General features: G+C 70.0%; 20 protein-coding genes. 11 read left to right on the top strand and 9 right to left on the bottom strand.

Going from position 1 to position 18,958, the window contains the following annotated elements; genetic code table 11:
- Positions 1-264: 264 nt before the first annotated feature.
- Positions 265-2,163 carry an ABC transporter ATP-binding protein gene (locus ACUDCK_RS10615; RefSeq protein WP_175168118.1) on the top strand — a complete coding sequence of 633 codons (1,899 nt, stop codon included), beginning with the start codon at positions 265-267 and terminating at the stop codon, positions 2,161-2,163.
- A 38-nt stretch (positions 2,164-2,201) separates the two neighbouring features.
- Here the strand turns inward: ACUDCK_RS10615 and ACUDCK_RS10610 are convergent, their stop codons facing one another.
- The gene (locus ACUDCK_RS10610) at positions 2,202-2,831 is read right to left on the bottom strand and encodes a LysE family translocator (protein WP_054504067.1); all 630 of its coding nucleotides are present in this window, start codon (positions 2,829-2,831) and stop codon (positions 2,202-2,204) included.
- Positions 2,832-2,966: 135 nt separating this feature from the next.
- On the opposite strand from ACUDCK_RS10610, the gene ACUDCK_RS10605 reads away from it, so the two are divergent.
- Entirely contained in the window at positions 2,967-3,449 is a 483-nt protein-coding gene (locus tag ACUDCK_RS10605) for an Lrp/AsnC family transcriptional regulator (protein ID WP_054504066.1), read from the top strand.
- On the opposite strand, the gene ACUDCK_RS10600 is transcribed toward ACUDCK_RS10605, so the two are convergent.
- Complete coding sequence (locus tag ACUDCK_RS10600; RefSeq protein WP_175168117.1) at positions 3,406-4,110, bottom strand: DJ-1/PfpI family protein; 705 nt, start codon at positions 4,108-4,110, stop codon at positions 3,406-3,408. The genes ACUDCK_RS10605 and ACUDCK_RS10600 overlap by 44 nt on opposite strands.
- Between ACUDCK_RS10600 and ACUDCK_RS10595 the strand changes: the two genes are divergently transcribed.
- Together ACUDCK_RS10595 and ACUDCK_RS10590 are read left to right on the top strand one after the other, a co-directional pair.
- The gene (locus ACUDCK_RS10595) at positions 4,105-5,079 is read left to right on the top strand and encodes a GlxA family transcriptional regulator (RefSeq protein ID WP_082401991.1); all 975 of its coding nucleotides are present in this window, start codon (positions 4,105-4,107) and stop codon (positions 5,077-5,079) included. The genes ACUDCK_RS10600 and ACUDCK_RS10595 overlap by 6 nt on opposite strands.
- A complete protein-coding gene (locus tag ACUDCK_RS10590) occupies positions 5,076-5,456 on the top strand; it encodes a hypothetical protein (RefSeq protein WP_054504064.1) in 381 nt (126 codons plus the stop codon). Before ACUDCK_RS10595 ends, ACUDCK_RS10590 begins: the two co-directional genes overlap by 4 nt.
- 45 nt (positions 5,457-5,501) lie before the next feature.
- Here the strand turns inward: ACUDCK_RS10590 and ACUDCK_RS10585 are convergent, their stop codons facing one another.
- Both ACUDCK_RS10585 and ACUDCK_RS10580 read right to left on the bottom strand, forming a co-directional pair.
- A complete protein-coding gene (locus ACUDCK_RS10585) occupies positions 5,502-6,224 on the bottom strand; it encodes an SDR family NAD(P)-dependent oxidoreductase (protein WP_116793349.1) in 723 nt (240 codons plus the stop codon).
- The gene (locus tag ACUDCK_RS10580) at positions 6,221-7,225 is read right to left on the bottom strand and encodes a Bug family tripartite tricarboxylate transporter substrate binding protein (protein WP_054504062.1); all 1,005 of its coding nucleotides are present in this window, start codon (positions 7,223-7,225) and stop codon (positions 6,221-6,223) included. The genes ACUDCK_RS10585 and ACUDCK_RS10580 overlap by 4 nt, the downstream gene beginning before the upstream one ends.
- A gap of 158 nt (positions 7,226-7,383) precedes the next feature.
- On the opposite strand from ACUDCK_RS10580, the gene ACUDCK_RS10575 reads away from it, so the two are divergent.
- From ACUDCK_RS10575 to ACUDCK_RS10560, 4 genes are all read left to right on the top strand, one after another.
- The gene (locus ACUDCK_RS10575; protein ID WP_054504061.1) at positions 7,384-8,418 is read left to right on the top strand and encodes a cyclase family protein; all 1,035 of its coding nucleotides are present in this window, start codon (positions 7,384-7,386) and stop codon (positions 8,416-8,418) included.
- Positions 8,419-8,422: 4 nt separating this feature from the next.
- Positions 8,423-10,030, top strand: a complete 1,608-nt coding sequence (locus tag ACUDCK_RS10570; RefSeq protein WP_175168116.1) for an AMP-binding protein — start codon at positions 8,423-8,425, stop codon at positions 10,028-10,030.
- An 11-nt stretch (positions 10,031-10,041) separates the two neighbouring features.
- Positions 10,042-10,785 (top strand): GntR family transcriptional regulator, encoded by a 744-nt coding sequence (locus ACUDCK_RS10565; protein ID WP_064527991.1) that lies wholly within the window; start codon positions 10,042-10,044, stop codon positions 10,783-10,785.
- 174 nt (positions 10,786-10,959) lie between these two features.
- Complete coding sequence (locus tag ACUDCK_RS10560; RefSeq protein ID WP_420867718.1) at positions 10,960-12,246, top strand: ABC transporter substrate-binding protein; 1,287 nt, start codon at positions 10,960-10,962, stop codon at positions 12,244-12,246.
- Positions 12,247-12,269: 23 nt separating this feature from the next.
- On the opposite strand, the gene ACUDCK_RS10555 is transcribed toward ACUDCK_RS10560, so the two are convergent.
- From ACUDCK_RS10555 to ACUDCK_RS10540, 4 genes are all read right to left on the bottom strand, one after another.
- Complete coding sequence (locus tag ACUDCK_RS10555) at positions 12,270-12,869, bottom strand: 2-hydroxychromene-2-carboxylate isomerase (protein ID WP_175168114.1); 600 nt, start codon at positions 12,867-12,869, stop codon at positions 12,270-12,272.
- A 7-nt stretch (positions 12,870-12,876) separates the two neighbouring features.
- Positions 12,877-14,205 (bottom strand): MFS transporter, encoded by a 1,329-nt coding sequence (locus ACUDCK_RS10550; protein WP_175168113.1) that lies wholly within the window; start codon positions 14,203-14,205, stop codon positions 12,877-12,879.
- Positions 14,206-14,248: 43 nt separating this feature from the next.
- Positions 14,249-15,028: an aldolase gene (locus ACUDCK_RS10545; protein ID WP_116793353.1), complete on the bottom strand. Its 780-nt coding sequence runs from the start codon at positions 15,026-15,028 to the stop codon at positions 14,249-14,251.
- 186 nt (positions 15,029-15,214) lie between these two features.
- Entirely contained in the window at positions 15,215-16,090 is an 876-nt protein-coding gene (locus tag ACUDCK_RS10540; RefSeq protein ID WP_175168112.1) for a LysR family transcriptional regulator, read from the bottom strand.
- A gap of 287 nt (positions 16,091-16,377) precedes the next feature.
- Between ACUDCK_RS10540 and ACUDCK_RS10535 the strand changes: the two genes are divergently transcribed.
- The 3 genes from ACUDCK_RS10535 (at position 16,378) to ACUDCK_RS10525 (ending at position 18,086) form a co-directional block, all read left to right on the top strand.
- A complete protein-coding gene (locus ACUDCK_RS10535; protein ID WP_064527988.1) occupies positions 16,378-16,824 on the top strand; it encodes an NUDIX hydrolase in 447 nt (148 codons plus the stop codon).
- A gap of 50 nt (positions 16,825-16,874) precedes the next feature.
- Positions 16,875-17,684 (top strand): aminoglycoside phosphotransferase family protein, encoded by an 810-nt coding sequence (locus tag ACUDCK_RS10530; protein ID WP_175168111.1) that lies wholly within the window; start codon positions 16,875-16,877, stop codon positions 17,682-17,684.
- Positions 17,685-17,834: 150 nt separating this feature from the next.
- Positions 17,835-18,086 carry a hypothetical protein gene (locus ACUDCK_RS10525; RefSeq protein WP_054504054.1) on the top strand — a complete coding sequence of 84 codons (252 nt, stop codon included), beginning with the start codon at positions 17,835-17,837 and terminating at the stop codon, positions 18,084-18,086.
- 55 nt (positions 18,087-18,141) lie between these two features.
- Here the strand turns inward: ACUDCK_RS10525 and ACUDCK_RS10520 are convergent, their stop codons facing one another.
- Positions 18,142-18,900, bottom strand: coding sequence for an AraC family transcriptional regulator (locus ACUDCK_RS10520; RefSeq protein ID WP_144655124.1), 759 nt, complete (start codon positions 18,898-18,900; stop codon positions 18,142-18,144).
- Positions 18,901-18,958: the final 58 nt, after the last annotated feature.

Raw genomic sequence — 18,958 nt, 5'->3', positions numbered from 1 at the left:
TCAATTCGGGCCTGTGCCCATTCTTTTTTCCCTTCACCTACACCTGGGAGGCGCAAGATGATGAATCCGCATACCGCCATCCCGCGCGTATCTCCGCGACGCCATTAAGTCGTCGCCCGCGCGGCCCCATCGCCAGATTACCTGGCGACTGGTCCGCCGTGCCCGCCCCAAACCCCTGAACGCAATGCCCGCGCCCTGAGGCGCAGGTCGTATCACCTTCTTCCCACAAGGAAACCGGCGCCTTCGCGTTGCCGGGCGATCGCAATGAATCGAACAAAAATCGATCTGCGAGGACAAGCCTTCAAGGACGTCCTCGGCTTTACCTTCCGCTATTGGCGCGCCCAACCCTGGCGCACCGCGTTGATCGTCGGGCTGGCGCTGCTGTCGGCCCTGGCCGACGTGCTGACGCCGCTGTACGCGGGCCGCCTGGTCGATGCCGTGGCATCCGGCGCCGCGGCCGACCGGCAGGCGTGGAGCGCGGCCATCACCGCCTTCTGGCTGCTGATCGCACTGGGCATCGGCGGCACGCTGCTGCGTCAGGGCGTGTTCCAGAACATCATCGTCTTCACCCTGAAGATGATGAACGGCATGGTGTCCAACGCCTTCTACCGGGTGCAGCGCTTTTCGACCGACTGGCACGCCAACAGCTTCGCCGGCTCGACCGTGCGCAAGATCACGCGCGGCATGTGGGCGGTGGACCTGCTGAACGACACGCTGCTGGTGGCGCTGCTGCCCTCGGTCATCATGCTGGTCGGCGCCACCGTGCTGCTGGGCATCCACTGGCCGGTGATGGGCCTGGTGGTCGGCCTGGGATCGGTGCTGTACATCGCGGTCACGGCGGCGCTGTCGCTGGGCTACGTGGCGCCGGCGGCGCGGCTGGGCAATGCCTGGGACACGCGCATGGGCGGCGCGCTGGCCGACGCGGTGAGCTGTAACCCGGTCGTCAAGGCCTTCGGCGCCGAGACGCGCGAGGAAGCGCGGCTGGAGCGCGTGGTCGACAAGTGGCGCCGGCGCACGCGCCGCACCTGGATCCGCGCCACGATCAACGGCGGCATCCAGGGCGCGATGCTGGTGGCGATGCAGGCCGGCATCCTGGGCGCGGCGCTGCTGCTGTGGTCGCGCAACCAGGCCAGCGTCGGCGACGTGACCTTCGCGCTGACGATGTTCTTCATGCTGCAGGGCCACCTGCGCGACGTAGGCATGCACATCCGCAACCTGCAGCGCTCGGTCAACGACATGGAGGAACTGGTGGCGCTGGAGAAGCAGCCGCTGGGCGTGGACGACCGTCCCGGCGCGGGCCGGATCCGCGTCACCGCCGGCGAGATCCGCTTCGAGGACGTGACCTTCCGCTACGGCCGCCACGAGGCGCCGCTTTACGACGGCTTCTCGGCGCGCATCGCGCCGGGCGAACGGGTCGGACTGGTGGGCCATTCGGGATCGGGCAAGACCACGTTCATCAAGCTGATCCAGCGCCTGTATGACGTCAACGGCGGCCGCATCACCATCGACGGGCAGGACATCGCCCAGGTCAGGCAGGCCTCGCTGCGCAGCCAGATCGCGATCGTGCAACAGGAGCCGGTGCTGTTCCACCGCACGCTGGCCGAGAACATCGCCTACGCCCGCCCCGGCGCGACGCAGGCCGAGATCGAGCAGGCGGCGCGGCTGGCCAGCGCGCACGACTTCATCATGGCGCTGCCCAAGGGCTACGAGACGCTGGTGGGCGAGCGCGGCGTGAAGCTGTCGGGCGGCGAGCGCCAGCGCGTGGCGATCGCCCGCGCCTTCCTGGCCGACGCGCCGATCCTGATCCTGGACGAGGCCACCTCGAGCCTGGACAGCGAAAGCGAGGTGCTGATCCAGCAGGCCATGGAACGCCTGATGGTGGGCCGCACCACGCTGGTGGTGGCGCACCGCCTGTCGACGGTGCGCGCGCTGGACCGCCTGCTGGTGATGGACCGCGGCCGCATCATCGAGGAAGGCAGCCATGACCAGTTGATCCGCTTGAAGGGCGGCCTGTACCGGCGCTTGTTCGAGCGCCAGGCCCTGGAGCTGACCAAGGGCCTGACGCAGGCGGAGATGCTGGCCGACGGCGCGCGTCCCCTGCCGGCACGCGCCGACGACGAGGACCAGGACGAGGACGAAACGTCCCTGGCCTTCGGCAAGTAGGGAAAGGCCTGGCGCGGGTCAAGCATGTGTCGGCCCGCTCAGCGGCTCAGCGTCAACCGCAGGCCGAAAGCGATCAGGGCGCCGCCAAACGCGGCGCCCTGCCATTTCTGCACGCGCGGATGGGCCGCCATCCAGCGCCCCAGCGCGCCGCCAGCCAGCGCGCACAATACGTCGAACGCCAGGCCCAGGCTCACCAGGATCACGCCCAGCAGGGCGAACTGCCGGCCGATCGGCCCTTGCGCCGGCGAGATGAATTGGGGCAGCAGGACCGAGCAGAACAGCAATGCCTTGGGATTGAGGAAGTTGGTCAGCACGCCGCTGAAAAACGCCGCGCCCAGGCCCGGCCCGTGCGCGGCCGCCTGCGCCGCGTGCGCCACGCCATAAGAGAGCGGCCCGGCGCGCAGCAATCGCGCGCCCAGCCAGATCAGATAGCAACCGCCCACGGTGCGCGCCGCGTCGAAAGCCCAGGGATGGGCCTTGAACAGCGCCGCCAGCCCCAGCGCCGCCAGCGTCACGTGAGCGGCGCGGGCGACCGCCAGCCCCCCGGCCACTGCCAGCGCCTGGCCGCGCCCGCGCAGGGCGCCGGTCTCGAGCAGCAGGATCATGTCCGGCCCGGGCACCACATAGACAATCAACAGTGCCCCAAGAAACAACGCCATATCGGCCATGATGCGCCACGCTCCGTGCTGCGGGAAATGGCGATCATTCTAGGGAAAAGGCACCGGCATGTGCTTGCTATTCATGCCAACCTGGATAACATGATTGGCATACTGAACCAATCAATCCTGCCTAATCAAAATTTCATGCCAAAACGCCAATTGGACGCCTATGATCGGCGCATTCTCGAGGCCCTGCAGCACAACGGCCGCCTCACCAACGTCGAGCTGGCCGAACAGATCGGCCTGTCGCCTTCCCCCTGCCTGCGGCGGGTACGGCTGATGGAAGAGGCCGGCGTGATCCAGGGCTACGAGGCCCGGCTGGCGCCGGACGAGGTCGGGCTGGGCCTGACCGTGTTCGTCGGCGTCAAGGTCGAACGCCACCACGAGCGCGACGCCGAGCAGTTCCGCAAGGAAGTCTGCGCCCTGCCCGAAGTGGTGGCGGCCCATCTGGTGTCAGGCGAATCCGACTTCCTGCTCCAGGTGGTGCTGCCCGACCTGCGCGCCTATGAACGCTTCCTGCTCGGCACGCTGCTCAAGCTGCCCGGCGTCAAGGACATCCGCAGCAACTTCGCGATCCAGACCGTCAAGCCACAGAGTCCGCTGCCGCTGGACCACCTCGGACATTGAGCGCCGCCTGCCGCACCTTGGCGCTGCGCTGTTCGAAACGCGCCTGCGACTGCGACAGGTAGCGCTGCACGATGGCCGGCTCCGAGGTCCTGGGCGTGCCGCCGGGAAATGGCGGCTGCGGGTCGTATTCGATCTGAAGCTGGATCAGCTTGGCGACCTCGTCGCCGCACAGCGTGGCCACCACTTTCAAGGCCATGTCGATGCCCGAGGTGACGCCGCCGGCGGTGAAAACGTTGCCGTCCACGCACAACCGCGCATCGGTCGGCACGGCGCCGAAATGCGCCAGCAGTTCGCGCGCGCGCCAATGACTGGAAGCGCGCTTGCCGCGCAGCAAGCCGGCCGCGCCCAGCAGCAGCGAACCGGTGCAGATGCCGAAGACGTAGCGCGCGCCCAACGCCTGCCGGCGCGTGAAGGCTACCCAGTCCGGGTCGAGGATGGCATCATCCGTGCCCGGCCCGCCGGGCACCACCAGCAGATCGCAGGGCGGCGCCGACGCCAGGGTCTGGGTCGGCACGAAACGCAGGCCGCGGTCGCTGCGTACCGGATCGGGCGTTTTTGCGACAAAATCGACGCTGAACCCGGGCGCGGCGGCGAGCACCTCGTATGGCCCGGTCATATCGAGCTGGGTCAGCCCTTCGAACAAGAGAATATTGACATGCACGACGATGCTCCTTCGCAGAACGGAACCGCCAGCGTAGCCCCAGGCGCCGGCGCGCGTGCGCCAAATACCCCCAAGATCGCGCCAAAACGCATCGTCTTCCTGCTCTACGACGGTTTCCAGCCACTCGACCTGGCCGGCCCGTGGCAGGCCTTCAGCGGCGCCAACGAGGAAGGCGGCGCGGGCTATCAGTTGAGCACCGTCGCGGCGGCGCCGGTGGTCGCCACCTGGGACCAGGGCCTGCGCATGCAGGTCGACGCCACCTTCGCCGAGGACGACGACGCGCCGATCGACATGCTGTTCGTGCCGGGCGGCCCCGGCATCGATCAGGCCAGCGCCCATGGCGAGACACTGGCCTGGCTGCGCCGCCGCGGCCCGCAGGCGCGCCGCACCTGCAGCGTCTGCACCGGGGCCTTCCTGCTGGCCGCGGCCGGCCTGCTGCACGGCCGCCGCGTCACCACCCACTGGCGCTCGGCCGACCGGCTGCGCCAACTGTATCCGGGCCTGCGGGTGGAAGACGACCGCATCTTCATCGAAAGCGGCGTCGTCTGGACCTCGGCCGGCGTCACCGCCGGCATCGACCTGGCGCTGGCCCTGATAGAGCGCGACGTCGGGGCGCAGGTTTCGCAGGACGTGGCGCGCCGCCTGGTGGTGTTCATGCGCCGCAACGGCGACCAGCGCCAATACAGCCAGACGCTGCGGCTGCAGGATCGCGTGGCCGCGCCGTTCCGCGACCTGGTCGAGAAGATCGAGGCAAGCCTGTCGGCGCGCTGGTCGGTGGACGACATGGCCGATGCCTGCCACATGTCGCGGCGCACCTTCCAGCGCAAATTCGCGGCGCATTTCGGCGTGACGCCGAGCGAGGTGCTGCGCCAGTTGCGGCGCGAACGGGACGGCGCGCTGCGCGCCGCGGGCCGGACCTCCGACAGCGGGCCGCGCCATGTGTTCCGGGCCGCCCCACGCACGCCATGACCCCGCCCGCCTCCCCCTGTCCCGAATGCGGCCAGCCCCAGGTCATCAGCGAACAGGGGCTGAGCCTGATCGCGCGCTGTAGCGGCTGCGGCTGGATGGTGGCGACCACCAATCCGAACCACCCGATCATGGACCGCACGCCTTACACGCTGCGGGCGCGGCCCGGCGCCCTGGCCACGGCCAGCGCCATCGCCCGCCTGGCGGTGGCGCTGGGCATCGGCGTCAAGCGGGCGCGCGAGCTGATCGCCCAGGACCTGCCGGTGGCCGAGAACGTCCTGGCGCTGGAAGTCATCCGGCTGCACGGGGTACTGGCCGGCGCGGGGCTGCAAGTGGAGATCACGCCGGCCTTCCGCTGGCCGCTGGACCCGCGCGACTGACGCGGCGCCGCCTGCCCGAGCCGCCCCCGGCTCCCCGTGGCGGTCCTACCCCGCCAGCCCCACCGACATGCCGCCGCAGACGTACAGCACCTGCCCGGTCATGAAACCGGCGCGCCGGTCCAGGAACGAGGACACGGCGTGCGCCACGTCCTCGGGCCGGCCGATGCGGCCGACCGGAATGGCGGCTTCCAGCGCCACGGTCCTGGGGTCGCCCGGGGGGTTGGACTGGTCGAACAGCTCGGTGGCGATCGGCCCGGGCGCCACGGTGTTGACCGTGATGCCGGCCTTGCCCAGCTCCAGCGCCCAGGTGCGCGTCATGCCCACCAGGCCGGACTTGGTGGCGCCGTAGACCGTGCGGCCCGGCTTGCCCAGGCCGGCACGGCTGCCGATGTTGACGACCCGGCCGTAGCCGGCCTGGCGCATGCCGGGCAGCAGCGCCTGCATCAACAGCAACGGCGCGGTCAGGTTCACCGCCACCATGCGCGCCAGTTCATCCTGGGTCACGGCTTCGATGTCGGCGACCTGGATCATGCCGGCGTTGTTGACCAGGTGCAGCACCGGCCGCGCCGCCGCCAGCGCGGAGGCCGCCGCGGCCGTGGCGGCGGCGTCGCCCAGGTCCACCGACTGGAAGCGCTCGCCGGGCAACGCCGATTCCGGCGGCCGGCGGCTGAAATTGACGACCTCGAAGCCGTCCTGCAACAGGCGCGCGACGATGGCGCGGCCGATGCCCCGGCTGCCGCCGGTGACCAATGCGATGGGGGTTGTCATTGCGCGCTGATTCCCTTGTCCTTGATGAGGCCGCCCCACTTGGCGCGCTCCTGGCGCTCGAACGCGGCCAGATCCGCGCCGAACAGCGTGCCGGGCCGGGCGCCCATGGTAGCGAAATTGGTGGCGATGGCGGGCGTGGCCAGGCCGCTGCGCGCCGCCTCGATCAGTTGCCGCACCACCGGCTCGGGCGTGCCGCGCGGCGCGTACAGCGCGAACCACGCCGTCACGTCGAAACCCGGCAGGCCGGACTCGGCCACGGTCGGCAGGTCCGGCAGCGACGGATCGCGCGCGGCCGACGTGACCGCCACGCCGCGCACCAGGTTGCCGTCCTTGATCTGCGCCAGCGCGCCGGGCAGGTTGTCGAACAGCAGGTCGACCTGGCCGCCGGCCACCGCCGGCAGCGACGCCGAGGTGCCCTTGAACGGCACGTGCAGCATCGTCACGCCAGCCATGGCCTCGAAATAAGCGCCGGTCAGGTGCACCGACGACCCCACGCCCGGCGAGGCGTAGGTCAGCTTCCTGTCCCTGGACTGGCGCGCCGCCTGGATCACGTCGGCCACCGTCCTGTAGGGCGACTTGGCGCTGACGGCAATGACGTTGGGCGTGGTCGACACCAGCGCGATCGGCACCAGGTCGCGCTCGGGATCGAACGTCATGTTGCTGTAGAGGAACTGGTTGATGGTCTGGGTGCCGATGGTGCCCAGGCCCAGGGTGTAGCCGTCAGCCTTGGCGCGCGCCACGTAGGCCATGCCGATGTTGCCGCCCGCGCCCGGCTTGTTCTCGACCAGCACGGTCTGCTTGAGCGCCGGCTGCAGCGCATTGGCGATGGCGCGGCCAAAAATATCGGCGCCGCCGCCCGGCGGATACGGCACGACCACGGTGACGGGATGCTCCGGATAACCGGCCGCCTGGACCGCAGGGATCGGGGCCGCGGCCAGCACGGCCAGCGCCGCCGCGGCCAGCGCGCGCCGCCCGGCGCGCCTGTGCAGGGAATGCGTCATGGATCTGTCTCCTCGCGAATCCGCTCGGGGCGGATTTCTTCTGGCTCCGCCTGGGGGCGGATGCTGTCGATGGGCGTCCGCGGGATGCGGACACTTCCTATAGTACGTAAATACGTACTATATTCACAAGAACACGAAAAACCCATTGGAGACAGACCATGAAACGCTGGACGCGCCGTCCCGAGGGATCGACCTGGGGCGACTTCGGGCCGGACGACGAGATCGGCCGCCTGAACCTGCTGACCGAAGAGAAAGTGCTGCAAGCGGTGCGCGAAGTGCGGGCTGGCAAGGTCTTCTGCCTGTCGCTGCCGCTGGACCTGCCCGGCGGCAACGTGCTCAACCCGCGCCGCCATCCACCGCAGCTCAAGCCGACCTTCCGCGACGGCACGCCCTACCTGAACTTCGCCATGGCGCGCCTGCAGCCCGAGGCCGTGGACGTGCTGTCGGATGACCAGGTCACGCTCAGCCTGCAATACTCGACCCAGTGGGACGGCCTGTGCCACGTCGGCGCGCAGTTCGACATCCAGGGCGACGGCCAGGCCCGCCGCGTCTACTACAACGGTTATGCCGCGGGCGTGGACGTGTTCGGCGGCGATGATGCCGCGCCCGACGCCTGCTGCCCGCCGGGTGGCTCGTACGCGCGCAAGCTCGGCATCAACCGCTACGCCGAGAAAGGAATGCAGGGCCGCGGCGTGCTGGTCGACCTGGCGCGCGCCTTCGGCCCCGGCCGCACCCTGGTGGGCCATACCCAGCTACAGGCGGCGATGCGCGAGCAGCGCGTGGTGGTCGAGCCGGGCGACATGCTGGTGCTGCGCACCGGTTTCGCCGAGACTCTGGTGGAGATGGACGGCCAGCCCGACCCGCACCGCCTGGAGCAGACCGGCGCGGTGCTGGACGGCGCCGATCCGGCGCTGCTGGAATGGATCACCGACAGCGGCATCGCGGCGATCTGCGCCGACAACTACGCGGTCGAGGCCTATCCGGCCCGCACCGCCGGCCCCGGCCATTCGATCCTGCCGCTGCATCATCACTGCCTGTTCAAGCTGGGCGTGCCGCTGGCCGAGCTGTGGTACCTGAAGGCGCTGGCCGACTGGCTGCACGCGCAGGGCCGCACCCGCTTCCTGCTGACCGCGCCGCCGCTGCGCCTGCCGGGCGCCGTGGGCTCGCCCGTGACCCCCATCGCCACGGTGTAGGCCCATGACGTCGCTCCCCGCCCTGTTTTCGCGGCACCTCGACGCGCTGGCCGCGCACCACCCCGACCGCCCTGCCCTGATCGACCGCGACCAGGCCATCAGCCACGCCGACCTGCGCGCGCGCAGCCGCGCCCTGGCCGCCGGCCTGGCGCGCATCGGCGTGCGGCCCGGCCAGCGCGTGGCGGTATGGCTGCCCAACTGCGCCGCGTGGGTCGAGACCTTCCTGGCCTGCGCCCACCTGGGCGCGCTGATGCTGGCGGTCAACACCCGCTTTCGCGCGCGGGAACTGGCCGACATCCTGGGCCGCGGCGGCGCCGACTGGCTGGTGTTCTGGCCCGGCTTCAAGGGCATCGACTTCCAGGGCATCCTGGACGGCGTCGCGCCCGAGTCGCTGGCGCGGCTGCAAGGCATCGTCGCCGTGTCCGAGACGGACGAGCCCATCGCCGCAGCGCTGCGCGGCAAGCCGGTGCACCGCTATGCCGAGCTGCGCGCCTGCGCCGACACGCCCCCGCCGCCCCAGCCCGACGCGGGCGTGCTGTGCTTCACCACGTCCGGCACCACCTCGCAACCGAAGTTCGTGCTGCACGACCAGCACACGCTGCTGCGCCATGGCGCCACCGTGGCGCAGGCGTTCGGCTACGACGAGCACAGCCGCGTGCTGGCCAGCGCGCCATTCTGCGGCGCGTTCGGCTTCGCCACGCTGGCGGGCGGGCTGGCGCACGGCGTGCCGGTGGTGTGCGCGCCGGTGTTCGACGCGGCCGAGTCGGCCGCCGCGATCCGGCGCCACCGGGTCACCCACACCTACGCCAACAACGAAGCGCTGGTCGCCATGATGCGCGCGGCCGCGCCAGGCGCATTCGCCTCGGCGCGGCTGTTCGGCTTCGCCAGCTTCACGCCGGCGCTGGACCACATGCTGGATCTGGCGCGCGAGGCCGGCGTGCCGCTGACCGGGCTGTATGGGTCAAGCGAACTGATCGCCCTGGTCGCCGGCCAGCCGCGCGACCCTGCCGAGGGCGATGTGGCCGCGCGCCACCAGCCTGGCGGCACGCTGATCTATCCCGAGGCCCGCGTGCGGGCGCGCGACCCGGCCAGCGGCCAGGTGCTGCCGCACGGCGAATCGGGCGAGCTGGAAATCCTGTCGCCCAGCCTGATGCGCGGCTACCTCGACAACCCCGAGGCCACCGCCCGCGCCTGCACCGACGACGGCTACTTCCGGACCGGCGACCTGGGCTACACCCTGAACCCGCGCCAGTTCGTGTTCCAGACCCGCATGGGCGACTCGCTGCGCCTGTCCGGCTTCCTGGTGAACCCGGTCGAGATCGAGCAGATGGTGGAGTCGCTGCCCGGCGTGCGCGCCTGCCAGGTGGTCGGCGCGACCCGCGACGGCAAGACCGTGCCCTACGCCTTCGTGCTGCTGCGGGACGGCGCCAGCGCCGATGCGCCCGGTTGGACGGCGGCCTGCAAACAGGCCATGGCCGGCTTCAAGGTGCCCGCCGGCTTCACGGTGCTGGACGCGTTCCCCTCGGTGGAAAGCGCCAATTCGGTCAAAATCCAGAAACACCGGCTGCGCGAGATGGCCGACGCCCTGCTCGCCGCCCCCGCCACCTCCTGACCGATCCGACCATGCCCGCGCGCCCGCTTTTCTCGCACAGCCCCCAACCGCTCTACCTGCAGGCCGCGGCGCTGTTTCGCAGCCATATCCAGAACCGCACCTGGCGGCCGGGCCAGCAGATCCCGCCGCTGGAAGCGCTGATGGAAACCTACGGCATCTCGCGCGCCACCATCCGCCAGGCCCTCGGCCAACTGGAACAGGACGGCCTGATCCGGCGCTCGCGCGGCTCCGGCACCTTCGTCAACGCCGACCTGCCCGAGACGCCGACGCTGCTGATTCCCAAGACCTGGGCCGAAACCGTCGAACTGAGCAACCAGCTCGGCACGGTATCGCTGGTGGAGTCGAGCGCCGACTCGCCGCTGCCCGACACCCTGGGCATGCCGTGCGCGGCGGACCGTGGCGGCCGTTTCCAGTACCTGCGGCGCGTGCACACCACCGAGGCCGGGCCGTTCTGCTACAGCGAGGTATTTTTGGAAAGCAGCCTGTTCCGCAAGCACCGCGCTCGCATCCAGAAAAGCACCGTGGCGCCGGTGCTGGACCAGTTCTACGGCGCCCGCATCAGCGAGGCGCGCCAGGTGCTCAACGTGACCGAGGCCGGCCAGGAATCGGCCGAATCGCTGCGCATCCCGGTGTCCTCGCCCGTGGCCGAGCTGCGCCGCTACGCCTGCATCGACGGCCGCGTGGTGTATTTCGCGCGATTGGAGTTTCCCTTCCGCAAGGTGCGCATGGAGTTCGACCTGTTGAGCCAGCGCTAGGCCGCATCGCATCGAGAGGAACCAGGCCAGACACGCCAGGCGGCCGCGGAGGGCACCCCGGCTTTGCCCGCCCGCCATCCGATCATCCCACTATAAAAGCGCCGCCCTCCAGCCAAGCGCCGCAGTACCCGCAAGCATCCGGCATAACCATAAATGGAGACAACCATGACCCCCATGCCCCGGATTTCGCAGCAACGCAGCAACCCGACAACCCGCATCCCGCTGGCCAAACCCCTGGCGGCCGCGGCCGCCGCCTGCGGCGCCAGCCTGCTGCTCAGCAGCGCGGCCCTGGCGCAGGCCGCGCCCGCCGCCATCTCCGACGACACGGTTCGTCTCGGCCTGATCCTGGACATGAGCGGCATCTACGCCGACGTGACCGGCAAGGGCAGCGCCACCGCCGCGCAGATGGCCATCGACGACTTCGGCGGCACCGTGCTGGGCAAGAAGATCGACCTGCTGGTGGCGGACCACCAGAACAAGGCCGATATCGCCGCCGCCCGCGCCCGCGAGTGGTACGACACGCAAAGAGTCGACGCCATCATGGACGTGGCCGGCTCGGCTCCGGCGCTGGCGGTGCTGGAAGTGGCGCGCGAGAAGAAGAAGATCGTGGTCTTCAGCGGCCCCGGCACCGAACGCATCACCAACGACCTGTGTTCGCCCTATTCGGTGCACTACACCTACGACACCTGGTCGCTGGCCAACACCACCGCCCGCGCCACCGTCGACCGCGGCGGCAAGAGCTGGTACTTCCTGACCGCCGACTATGCATTCGGCCACACCCTGCAGGCCTCGGCCACAGAGGTCGTCAAGGCCCGCGGCGGCACGGTGCTGGGCGCCGCGCGCCACCCCATCGGCACCAGCGACTTCGCCTCGTACCTGCTGCAGGCGCAGGCCAGCCGCGCCCAGGTGGTCGGCCTGGCCAATGCCGGCGGCGACACGGTCAACGCCATCAAGGCGGCGCGCGAATTCGGCCTGACGCAAAGCGGCCAGAAGATGGCCGGCCTGCTGCTGTACATCAACGACATCCACGCCATCGGCCTGGACGCGGCCGCCGGCCTGATGCTGACCGAGGCCTTCTACTGGGACATGAATGACCAGACCCGCGCCTGGTCGCAGCGCTACTACGACAAGCTCAAGAAAATGCCCAACATGAGCCAGGCCGGCACCTATTCCTCGGTGATGCACTACCTGAAGGCGGTGCAGGCGGCCGGCACCGATGCCCCGGACACGGTGATGAAGCAGATGAAGGCCATGCCGATCAATGACTTCTTCGCCGCCAACGGCCGCATCCGCGAGGACGGCCGCATGGTGCACGACATGTACCTGTTCGAGGTCAAGACCCCGGCCGAATCCAGGCGGCCCTGGGACTACTACAAGCTGGTGGCGACGCTGCCGGGCGACGAGGCCTTCATGCCGCTGTCCAAGTCGACCTGCCCGCTGGTGAAGGCGGCGGCGAAGTGAACGATCGGTCGCCCCGGGGCGGCTCAGGCCGCCCGGGCGACCGCCTCTTCCAGCATCTCCAGCCGGTCCTGGCCCCAGAACAGCTCGCCGCGATAGAGGTACGACGGCGAACCGAACACGCCGGCAGCCACCGCCGCGTCGGTATTGTCGCGGTAGGCCTGACGCGCCGCCGGTTGTTCGGCGGCGGCCATCAGCGCCTCGGCGTCCAGCCCCTGCTCCCGCAGGATGGCGCGCAGCGTGTCCGGCGACGAGATATCCCGGTCCTCGCACCATTCGGCCGCCAGGATGGCCTTGTACAAGCCCGCCACCGGCAGGCCTCGCGCATCGGCCGCGATCACGATGCGCGAGGCCAATCCGGCGTCCGGGCACATGTAGGCCGGCGTCGGATTGACGTGGATGCCCAGCTTGCGGCACCAGCGCGCCAGCTCGACCACCCGGTAGGCCTGGCGCTCGGGCGCGCGCTGGCCCAGCAGCACGCCGCCGGTGCGTGCGTAGACATCGGGCAGGTCCACCGGCAGGTAGCGGATGCGCGCCTGGTGGCGCGCCGCCAGGGCCTCCAGCCGGTCCGCGCCCAGATAGGCCCAGTCGGAATTCATCCAGAAGTAATAGTCGATGGTCTTCATGTCTTCCTCAGGTCCGCGCGCCGGCAGGCACGGCCAGCGCGGCCCGCGCCGGCGCGTCGCCGCGCATGCGCCAGGCGCTGAACACCGCGACCACGCCCAGCGCGCTCAGGTACCACACCACGTATTTCGGATCGCCGCCGGCGCGCGCCAGCAGCCAGGTCGCGACGATCGGCGCCAGGCCGCCGCCGATCGCTCCCGACACCTGCACCGCCAGCGAAATGCCGGTGTAGCGCACCTCGGCCGGGAACTGGCTGGAGAACAGCGTGCCCTCCGGGCCGTACAGGCAAGCGTAGACCAATCCCACCGCCAGGCATACCGCGACGATGATCCAGCCGGTCTGGCCCGTGGCCAGCAACTGGAAGAACAGCGGCGCGCACGCCAGGATGCCGACCGAGCCGGCCATGAACACCCACTTGTGGCCGACGCGGTCGCCCAGCATGCCGAACAGCGGCATGGTGAACAGCGCCAGCGCCGCGCCCCAGATGGTGGCGTCCAGCATCACCGAACGGGGGATGCCCAGCGTGCCGGTGGCGTAGGCCAGCGAAAACGTGACCACGGTATAGAACCACGTGACTTCGGCCAGCCGCGCGCCCACCACCGTCCACAGCGCGCGCCGGTGATGCTTGAGGACTTCGGCCACCGGCACCTCGACCTTGGCGCCCTGCTCGCGCATCCGCTCGAAGTCGGGCGACTCGGCCACCTTGACGCGAATAAACCAGCCCACCGCCAGCAGCACCACGCTGGCCAGGAATGGCAGGCGCCAGCCCCAGGACAGCATGTCCTGCTCCGGCAACCCGGCCACCGCGCCCATCGCCAGCGACGACAGGATCAGGCCCGGCGCCACGCCGGCTTGGGGCAGGCTGCCGAAAAAGCCCTTCTTGCCCTCGGGCGCGTGCTCGACGGCCATCAGTACCGCCCCGCCCCACTCGCCGCCCACGGCAATGCCTTGCAGGAAGCGCATCAGCACCAGCAACACCGCGGCCCAGTAGCCGATCTGGTCATAGGAGGGAATCAGGCCGATCAGGATGGTGGGCACGCCCATCAGCAGCAGCGTGATCAGCAGCATCGATTTGCGGCCGATCTTGTCGCCGTAGTGGCCAAAGATCACTCCGCCCAGCGGCCGCGCGAAAAAGCCCACCGAATAGGTGGCGAACGCCGCCAGCGTGCCGGTCAGCGGATCGAACGACGGAAAGAAGATCTTGTTGAAGATCAGCGCGGCGGCCGTGCCGTAGAGAAAAAAGTCGTACCACTCGATGGTGGTGCCCATCATGCTGGCCAGGCCGGCCGTTACGTAGTCCCGGCGCGAACGCGCGCGCGGCGTCTTGGTCGTCATCATCGTGACTTCCCCTTGAAAGTATCGTTATGGGTACGGCTGGGTATCAGCGGGCCGGCAGCGGCGCGATGCCGTGGGTCTGGCGGCACCAGTAGTCGAAGGTGGCGCGCACGATCGAAGGCTTGAGCAGGTAGTCGTGCGCCTCGCGCGCCAGCGCGTCGTCCACCGGCGTCAGCGGCCCGAAGGCCTGCGCGCGGATCTGCAGGCGCGCCGCGCGCTCCAGGTAGACCGACAGGTAGGTCGCCTCCTCGCACGAGGCGCCCGCCGTCAGGTAGCCGTGGTGCGCCAGGATGATGGCGCGCTTGGCGCCCAGCGCGCCCGAGATGATGACGCCCTCCTGGTCGGCGATCGGCACCCCGGGCCATTCGCCCAGGAAGGCGCAGTCGTCGTGCAGCGGCGTCATGTCCATCTGCGCGATCACCAGCGGCTGGCGCGCCGCCGCCAGCGCCGAGGCCCAGGGCGAATGGGTGTGGATGATGGACTGCACGTCGGGCCGCGCCTCGTAGACCCACAGGTGGAAACGCGTCGCCGGATTGGCCATGCCCTCGCCCGTGAGTGTGTGCAGGTCGCGGTCGACCTCGATGAAGTCGGCCGGCGTGGCCTCGTCGAAGCCCAGGCCGAAGCGCAGCGTCCAGTAGGCGCCGGGGCGCTCGGAACGCACGCTGATCTGGCCGGCCAGGCCGGCCTCCTGCTCGGTCATCGCCAGGATGCGGCAGGCGTAGGCCATGGTCTCCTGGATGCTGCGCGGCACGGCGCGCAGGTGCTGCGCCATCTCCTGGGTGGCGCGGGTGTCGAAGTACGCTTTTTCGCGCAGGGTGTTGTCCATGCGGCTGCCTCCTGATGCGGTTCGGGATGGCGCGGACGGATACCGCGCCTTGCCGCACAGTATGGAAAGCGCCCCCGCCTCGAGCCATGCAGCCGGGCTCATAGCAGCTATTCGACGCGGCCGCGCCAGGGGACGACGGCGCGGCCCAAGGGTAAACGAGGATCCCGCGGACGCAACCGGACGGACTCAGTCCCGCGCGATGCCGCGGGCGCAGTCCAGCAGCTCGCGCACCAGCGGCAGCGGCTCGCGTTGCGCCAGCGTGATGGCGACCACGCGCCGGCGCAGCACCGGGCTGCCAATGGCGACCTGGCGCAGTCCATAGTCGGTCAGCAGCTTTTGCGGGATGCGCGAGGGCAGGATACAGGCGCCCACCCCCGAGGACACCAGCTTGAGCATGGCGTCGATGGTCTCGGCCTCGGCCACGAATTCCGGCTGCAGGCCGGCGCTGTGGATCATCTTGCGCAGCGCGTAGTGCGAGGGAAAGCCCACCAGCCGCAGCGCCATCGCGCCCAGGTCGACGCCGTCCTCGGCCGCGACGCCGTCGCGCACGATCAGGCACATATCGTCGTCGAACAGCGGCGTCGAGGCCAGCGCGTCCGAGGCCACGGCGGCGTCGTAGACGAAGCCGATATCGGCCTTGCCGCTTTCCACCAGCGTCACCACCTCGGGCGAACTGCGGCCCATGACCGACAGGTTGACGTGCTCGCGGCTGCTGACGAACTGCGCCACCACGTCGGCCATGAAGTAGTAGCTGAGCGTGTGGACGGTGGCCAGCCGCACCGATCCCTGCGTCACGCCCTCGCGCTGGCGCACCGCCTCCAACGCCTGGTCGATGGCGCGGTAGGCCGGCTGGATGCCTTCCAGCAGGCGCGCGCCCGCTTCGGTCAGTTCGACCCCGCGCCCGGTGCGCACGAACAGCGGCTTGCCCACGTGGGCCTCCAGCGCCGCCAACTGGCGGCTCAGGCCGGACTGGGTCTGGTCCAGGTCCTCGGCGGCGCGCGAAAGCGATTTCAATTCGGCAATGCGCACGAAATAGCGCAATTGCCGGTCCGGCGTGTCCATGCGGCTTCCCCAACGGGCCCGCGCGGGCCCTGTCGTTATTCATCGCGCTCGAATCGGCGCGGCAGGGACAGTGTGCATCAAGGGCCGCGCCGCCACTACCGGGATTTGCGCTAACGCCTGTTCAGCCGGGCAGGAAGGCATAATTCATCAAGCCGGGCCGGAACGTTCATGGCCCAATCGCAGCGCGATGCCGCCACCGCCAACGCGCTCGAATGCCTCGACGAAGTGGGCGTGGACGGCGGGGCTCCCCGCCCAGCGCCAACGGCCCACGTCCAAGGACAACCGACATGACAACCCCCGCCTCGCGTCCCATCCCCGCCACCATCGCCGCCGTGGTGCGCGATGGCCATGTGCTGCTGGTGCGGCGCGCCAACCCGCCCGACCAGGGCCGCTGGGCCTTTCCCGGCGGCAAGATCGAAGCCGGCGAACGGCTCGAGGATGCCGCCGCGCGCGAACTGTTCGAGGAATGCGGGGTGCGCGCGCGGCCGCTGCAAGTCTTCGACGCGGTCGACGTGTTCGACCATGACGAGGCCGGCGCGCTGCGGCGGCACTACATCCTGATCGCGATGCTGTGCCGCTGGCAGGCCGGCGAGCCGGTGGCCGGCGATGATGCGATGGACGCGCGCTGGGTGCCGCTGGCTGAACTGGACGGCCACACCCTGGCCACCAGCTTCGGCGTCGCGGCGCTGGCGCGCAAGGCGGCGGCGCTGGCCGCGGAGGCCGGCATTCTCTGATACCGTAGCCGTTCCGTTGCCGACGATCCGGCGCCCTCCGCGTCCGCCCCATGTTCGAACCCTACCTGTCCCGCTGGAACCTCGTGCCCGACGGCGCTCCCATCACGACCCATGCCGCCCGGCTGCTGCCAGTGCGCCAGGCCGGCGTGCCCGCGATGCTGAAGGTCGCGGTCGAGGAAGACGAGCGCCAGGGCGGCGTGCTGATGACCTGGTGGGACGGCCACGGCGCCGCGCAAGTGCTGGCGCACGAGGGCGACGCGATCCTGCTCGAACGCGCCATGGGCACGCGTTCGCTCGCCGAATACGCCCGCAACGGCCGCGACGACGAGGCCACCCGCATCCTCTGCGGCGTGCTGCGCGAACTGCACGCGCCGCGCGCCCGGCCGCTGCCGCCGCTGCGGCCACTGGAGGAATGGTTCGTCGAACTGTGGCCGATGGCGCGGGCCCGCGGCGGCATCCTGGCGCACAGCGCGCGCCACGCCCGCGCGCTGCTGGACGATCCGCGCGACCCGGTGGTGCTGCACGGCGACGTGCACCACGACAACATCCTCGACTTCGGCGCGCGCGGCTGGCTGGTGATCGACCCCAAGCGGCTCCATGGCGAGCGCGCCTTCGACTACGCCAACATCTTCTGCAACCCCGACCTGGCCGACCCGGAGCCGCCCGTGGCCATCGTGCCGGGCCGTTTCGAACGCAGGCTCGGGATCGTGCTGGAGGAGTCGGGACTGGAGCGCCGCCGGCTGCTGCAATGGGTGGTGGCCTGGTGCGGGCTGTCGGCGGCGTGGTACATGGGCGACGGCGACGACGCCGCCATCGACCTGGAGATCGCGCGGCAGGCGCTGTCGTTGCTGGAGGGCTAGCGCGGCCCGTCAAGGACGCGCGCGCCGCGGGCGCGGAAATACGATGAAACGACCAGCCGGTGTGATCCGGCGCGTATTGCGAGTAAGGTATGGAAAAGCGGCCTTGATTGCCTGGCACGTCGGCCGGTGCCGCCAGCAGGAACCCGAATCATGAATACCCTACGTTCAACACTGCGGCCCCTCCTCGCGGTGATCGCCTGCGCGTCGATCACCGCGTGCGCGAGCCGGCCGCCCGCGCAGACCGACCTGCAATACCGCAGTCGGCCGGCCCCGCAGGCGCAGGGCGCGGCCGGCGCCCCGGGCGCATCGGACCAGCGCCTGACCATCCAGTCCGGCGAGGGAGAACGGCTCAACCTGCCCTGGTTCATCCGCGACACGCAGGAATGGATCAACACCAACTGACCCGGGCCCGCCCACCTGAGCGCGCCGGTCACGCGGCGTCCGTCCCGCCCGAGGCTCATGCGCCCGCGATCTGCTCCAGATACCGCGTCGGCGACACCCCCATCGCATTGCGGAACATATAGACGAAGGCGCTGGCGCTGGCATACCCCAAGGCTCGCGCCACGCTCACCACCGACTGCCCCTGCAGCAGCCGGCAGATGCCCTCGTCGATGCGCACCTGCAGGCGCCAGTTGTGAAAGCTCATGCCGGTCTCGTCTTTCATGCGCCGCGCCAGCGTGCGCGCGCTGGCGCCCATCCGTTCGCCCCACTGCTCCAGCGTGTCGTCGTTGCCGGGCGATTGCAGCACGGCGGCGCAGACCTTGCGCAGGCGCCGGTCGAACGGCAGCGGCAATTGGCGATGCTGCCGCTCGGTGCCGGCCAGCAGGTTCAGCAGCAGCTCGGCGCTCAGGCGCTGCACCGGCCCGTGGCGCGCCGCCGGCTGGTTCAGCGCCAGGATCAGTTCGCGCATCAGCGGCGCCACGTCCAGCGCGCAGGTATCTTTCCACAGCCAGGGCGCGGCGTCCGGCGCGATGAAGGCCGAACGCATCGTCACCTGGCCGACCATGCGCACCTCGTGCGCCACGCCGGGCGGAATCCACAGCGCACGCATCGGCGCCAGCAGCCAGGCGCCGTCCTCGGTCATGACGCGCATGATGCCGGTGGGCGAATACATCAACTGGATGCGCTCGTGCGAATGCGGCTCTTGCCGCTGGCCATCTTCGTAGTGGAACGAGCGCGCCACCACCGGCGGCGCCTCGACGGGAAACTCACGCATTGGCGGGATTTCGATAGCAAGGATTGATCGGCCCGCAATCCAGCCAGTTATGTCCGTT

The organism is Achromobacter sp. CF-sbj1-Ac2-l (assembly GCF_052698165.1).
This window is presented reverse-complemented; position numbering and strand designations above follow the sequence as displayed.

What these genes read in the sequence shown, in the direction of transcription:
- ACUDCK_RS10580 (WP_054504062.1), bottom strand. Translation starts at nt 7,225, where the DNA reads ATGACGCATTCCCTGCACAGGCGCGCCGGGCGGCGCGCGCTGGCCGCG.
- ACUDCK_RS10610 (WP_054504067.1), bottom strand. Translation starts at nt 2,831, where the DNA reads ATGGCCGATATGGCGTTGTTTCTTGGGGCACTGTTGATTGTCTATGTG.
- ACUDCK_RS10565 (WP_064527991.1), top strand. Translation starts at nt 10,042, where the DNA reads ATGCCCGCGCGCCCGCTTTTCTCGCACAGCCCCCAACCGCTCTACCTG.
- ACUDCK_RS10540 (WP_175168112.1), bottom strand. Translation starts at nt 16,090, where the DNA reads ATGGACACGCCGGACCGGCAATTGCGCTATTTCGTGCGCATTGCCGAA.
- ACUDCK_RS10605 (WP_054504066.1), top strand. Translation starts at nt 2,967, where the DNA reads ATGCCAAAACGCCAATTGGACGCCTATGATCGGCGCATTCTCGAGGCC.
- ACUDCK_RS10550 (WP_175168113.1), bottom strand. Translation starts at nt 14,205, where the DNA reads ATGATGACGACCAAGACGCCGCGCGCGCGTTCGCGCCGGGACTACGTA.
- ACUDCK_RS10520 (WP_144655124.1), bottom strand. Translation starts at nt 18,900, where the DNA reads ATGCGTGAGTTTCCCGTCGAGGCGCCGCCGGTGGTGGCGCGCTCGTTC.
- ACUDCK_RS10530 (WP_175168111.1), top strand. Translation starts at nt 16,875, where the DNA reads ATGTTCGAACCCTACCTGTCCCGCTGGAACCTCGTGCCCGACGGCGCT.
- ACUDCK_RS10595 (WP_082401991.1), top strand. Translation starts at nt 4,105, where the DNA reads ATGCACGACGATGCTCCTTCGCAGAACGGAACCGCCAGCGTAGCCCCA.
- ACUDCK_RS10575 (WP_054504061.1), top strand. Translation starts at nt 7,384, where the DNA reads ATGAAACGCTGGACGCGCCGTCCCGAGGGATCGACCTGGGGCGACTTC.
- ACUDCK_RS10615 (WP_175168118.1), top strand. Translation starts at nt 265, where the DNA reads ATGAATCGAACAAAAATCGATCTGCGAGGACAAGCCTTCAAGGACGTC.
- ACUDCK_RS10585 (WP_116793349.1), bottom strand. Translation starts at nt 6,224, where the DNA reads ATGACAACCCCCATCGCATTGGTCACCGGCGGCAGCCGGGGCATCGGC.
- ACUDCK_RS10560 (WP_420867718.1), top strand. Translation starts at nt 10,960, where the DNA reads ATGCCCCGGATTTCGCAGCAACGCAGCAACCCGACAACCCGCATCCCG.
- ACUDCK_RS10545 (WP_116793353.1), bottom strand. Translation starts at nt 15,028, where the DNA reads ATGGACAACACCCTGCGCGAAAAAGCGTACTTCGACACCCGCGCCACC.
- ACUDCK_RS10535 (WP_064527988.1), top strand. Translation starts at nt 16,378, where the DNA reads ATGACAACCCCCGCCTCGCGTCCCATCCCCGCCACCATCGCCGCCGTG.
- ACUDCK_RS10555 (WP_175168114.1), bottom strand. Translation starts at nt 12,869, where the DNA reads ATGAAGACCATCGACTATTACTTCTGGATGAATTCCGACTGGGCCTAT.
- ACUDCK_RS10525 (WP_054504054.1), top strand. Translation starts at nt 17,835, where the DNA reads ATGAATACCCTACGTTCAACACTGCGGCCCCTCCTCGCGGTGATCGCC.
- ACUDCK_RS10590 (WP_054504064.1), top strand. Translation starts at nt 5,076, where the DNA reads ATGACCCCGCCCGCCTCCCCCTGTCCCGAATGCGGCCAGCCCCAGGTC.
- ACUDCK_RS10570 (WP_175168116.1), top strand. Translation starts at nt 8,423, where the DNA reads ATGACGTCGCTCCCCGCCCTGTTTTCGCGGCACCTCGACGCGCTGGCC.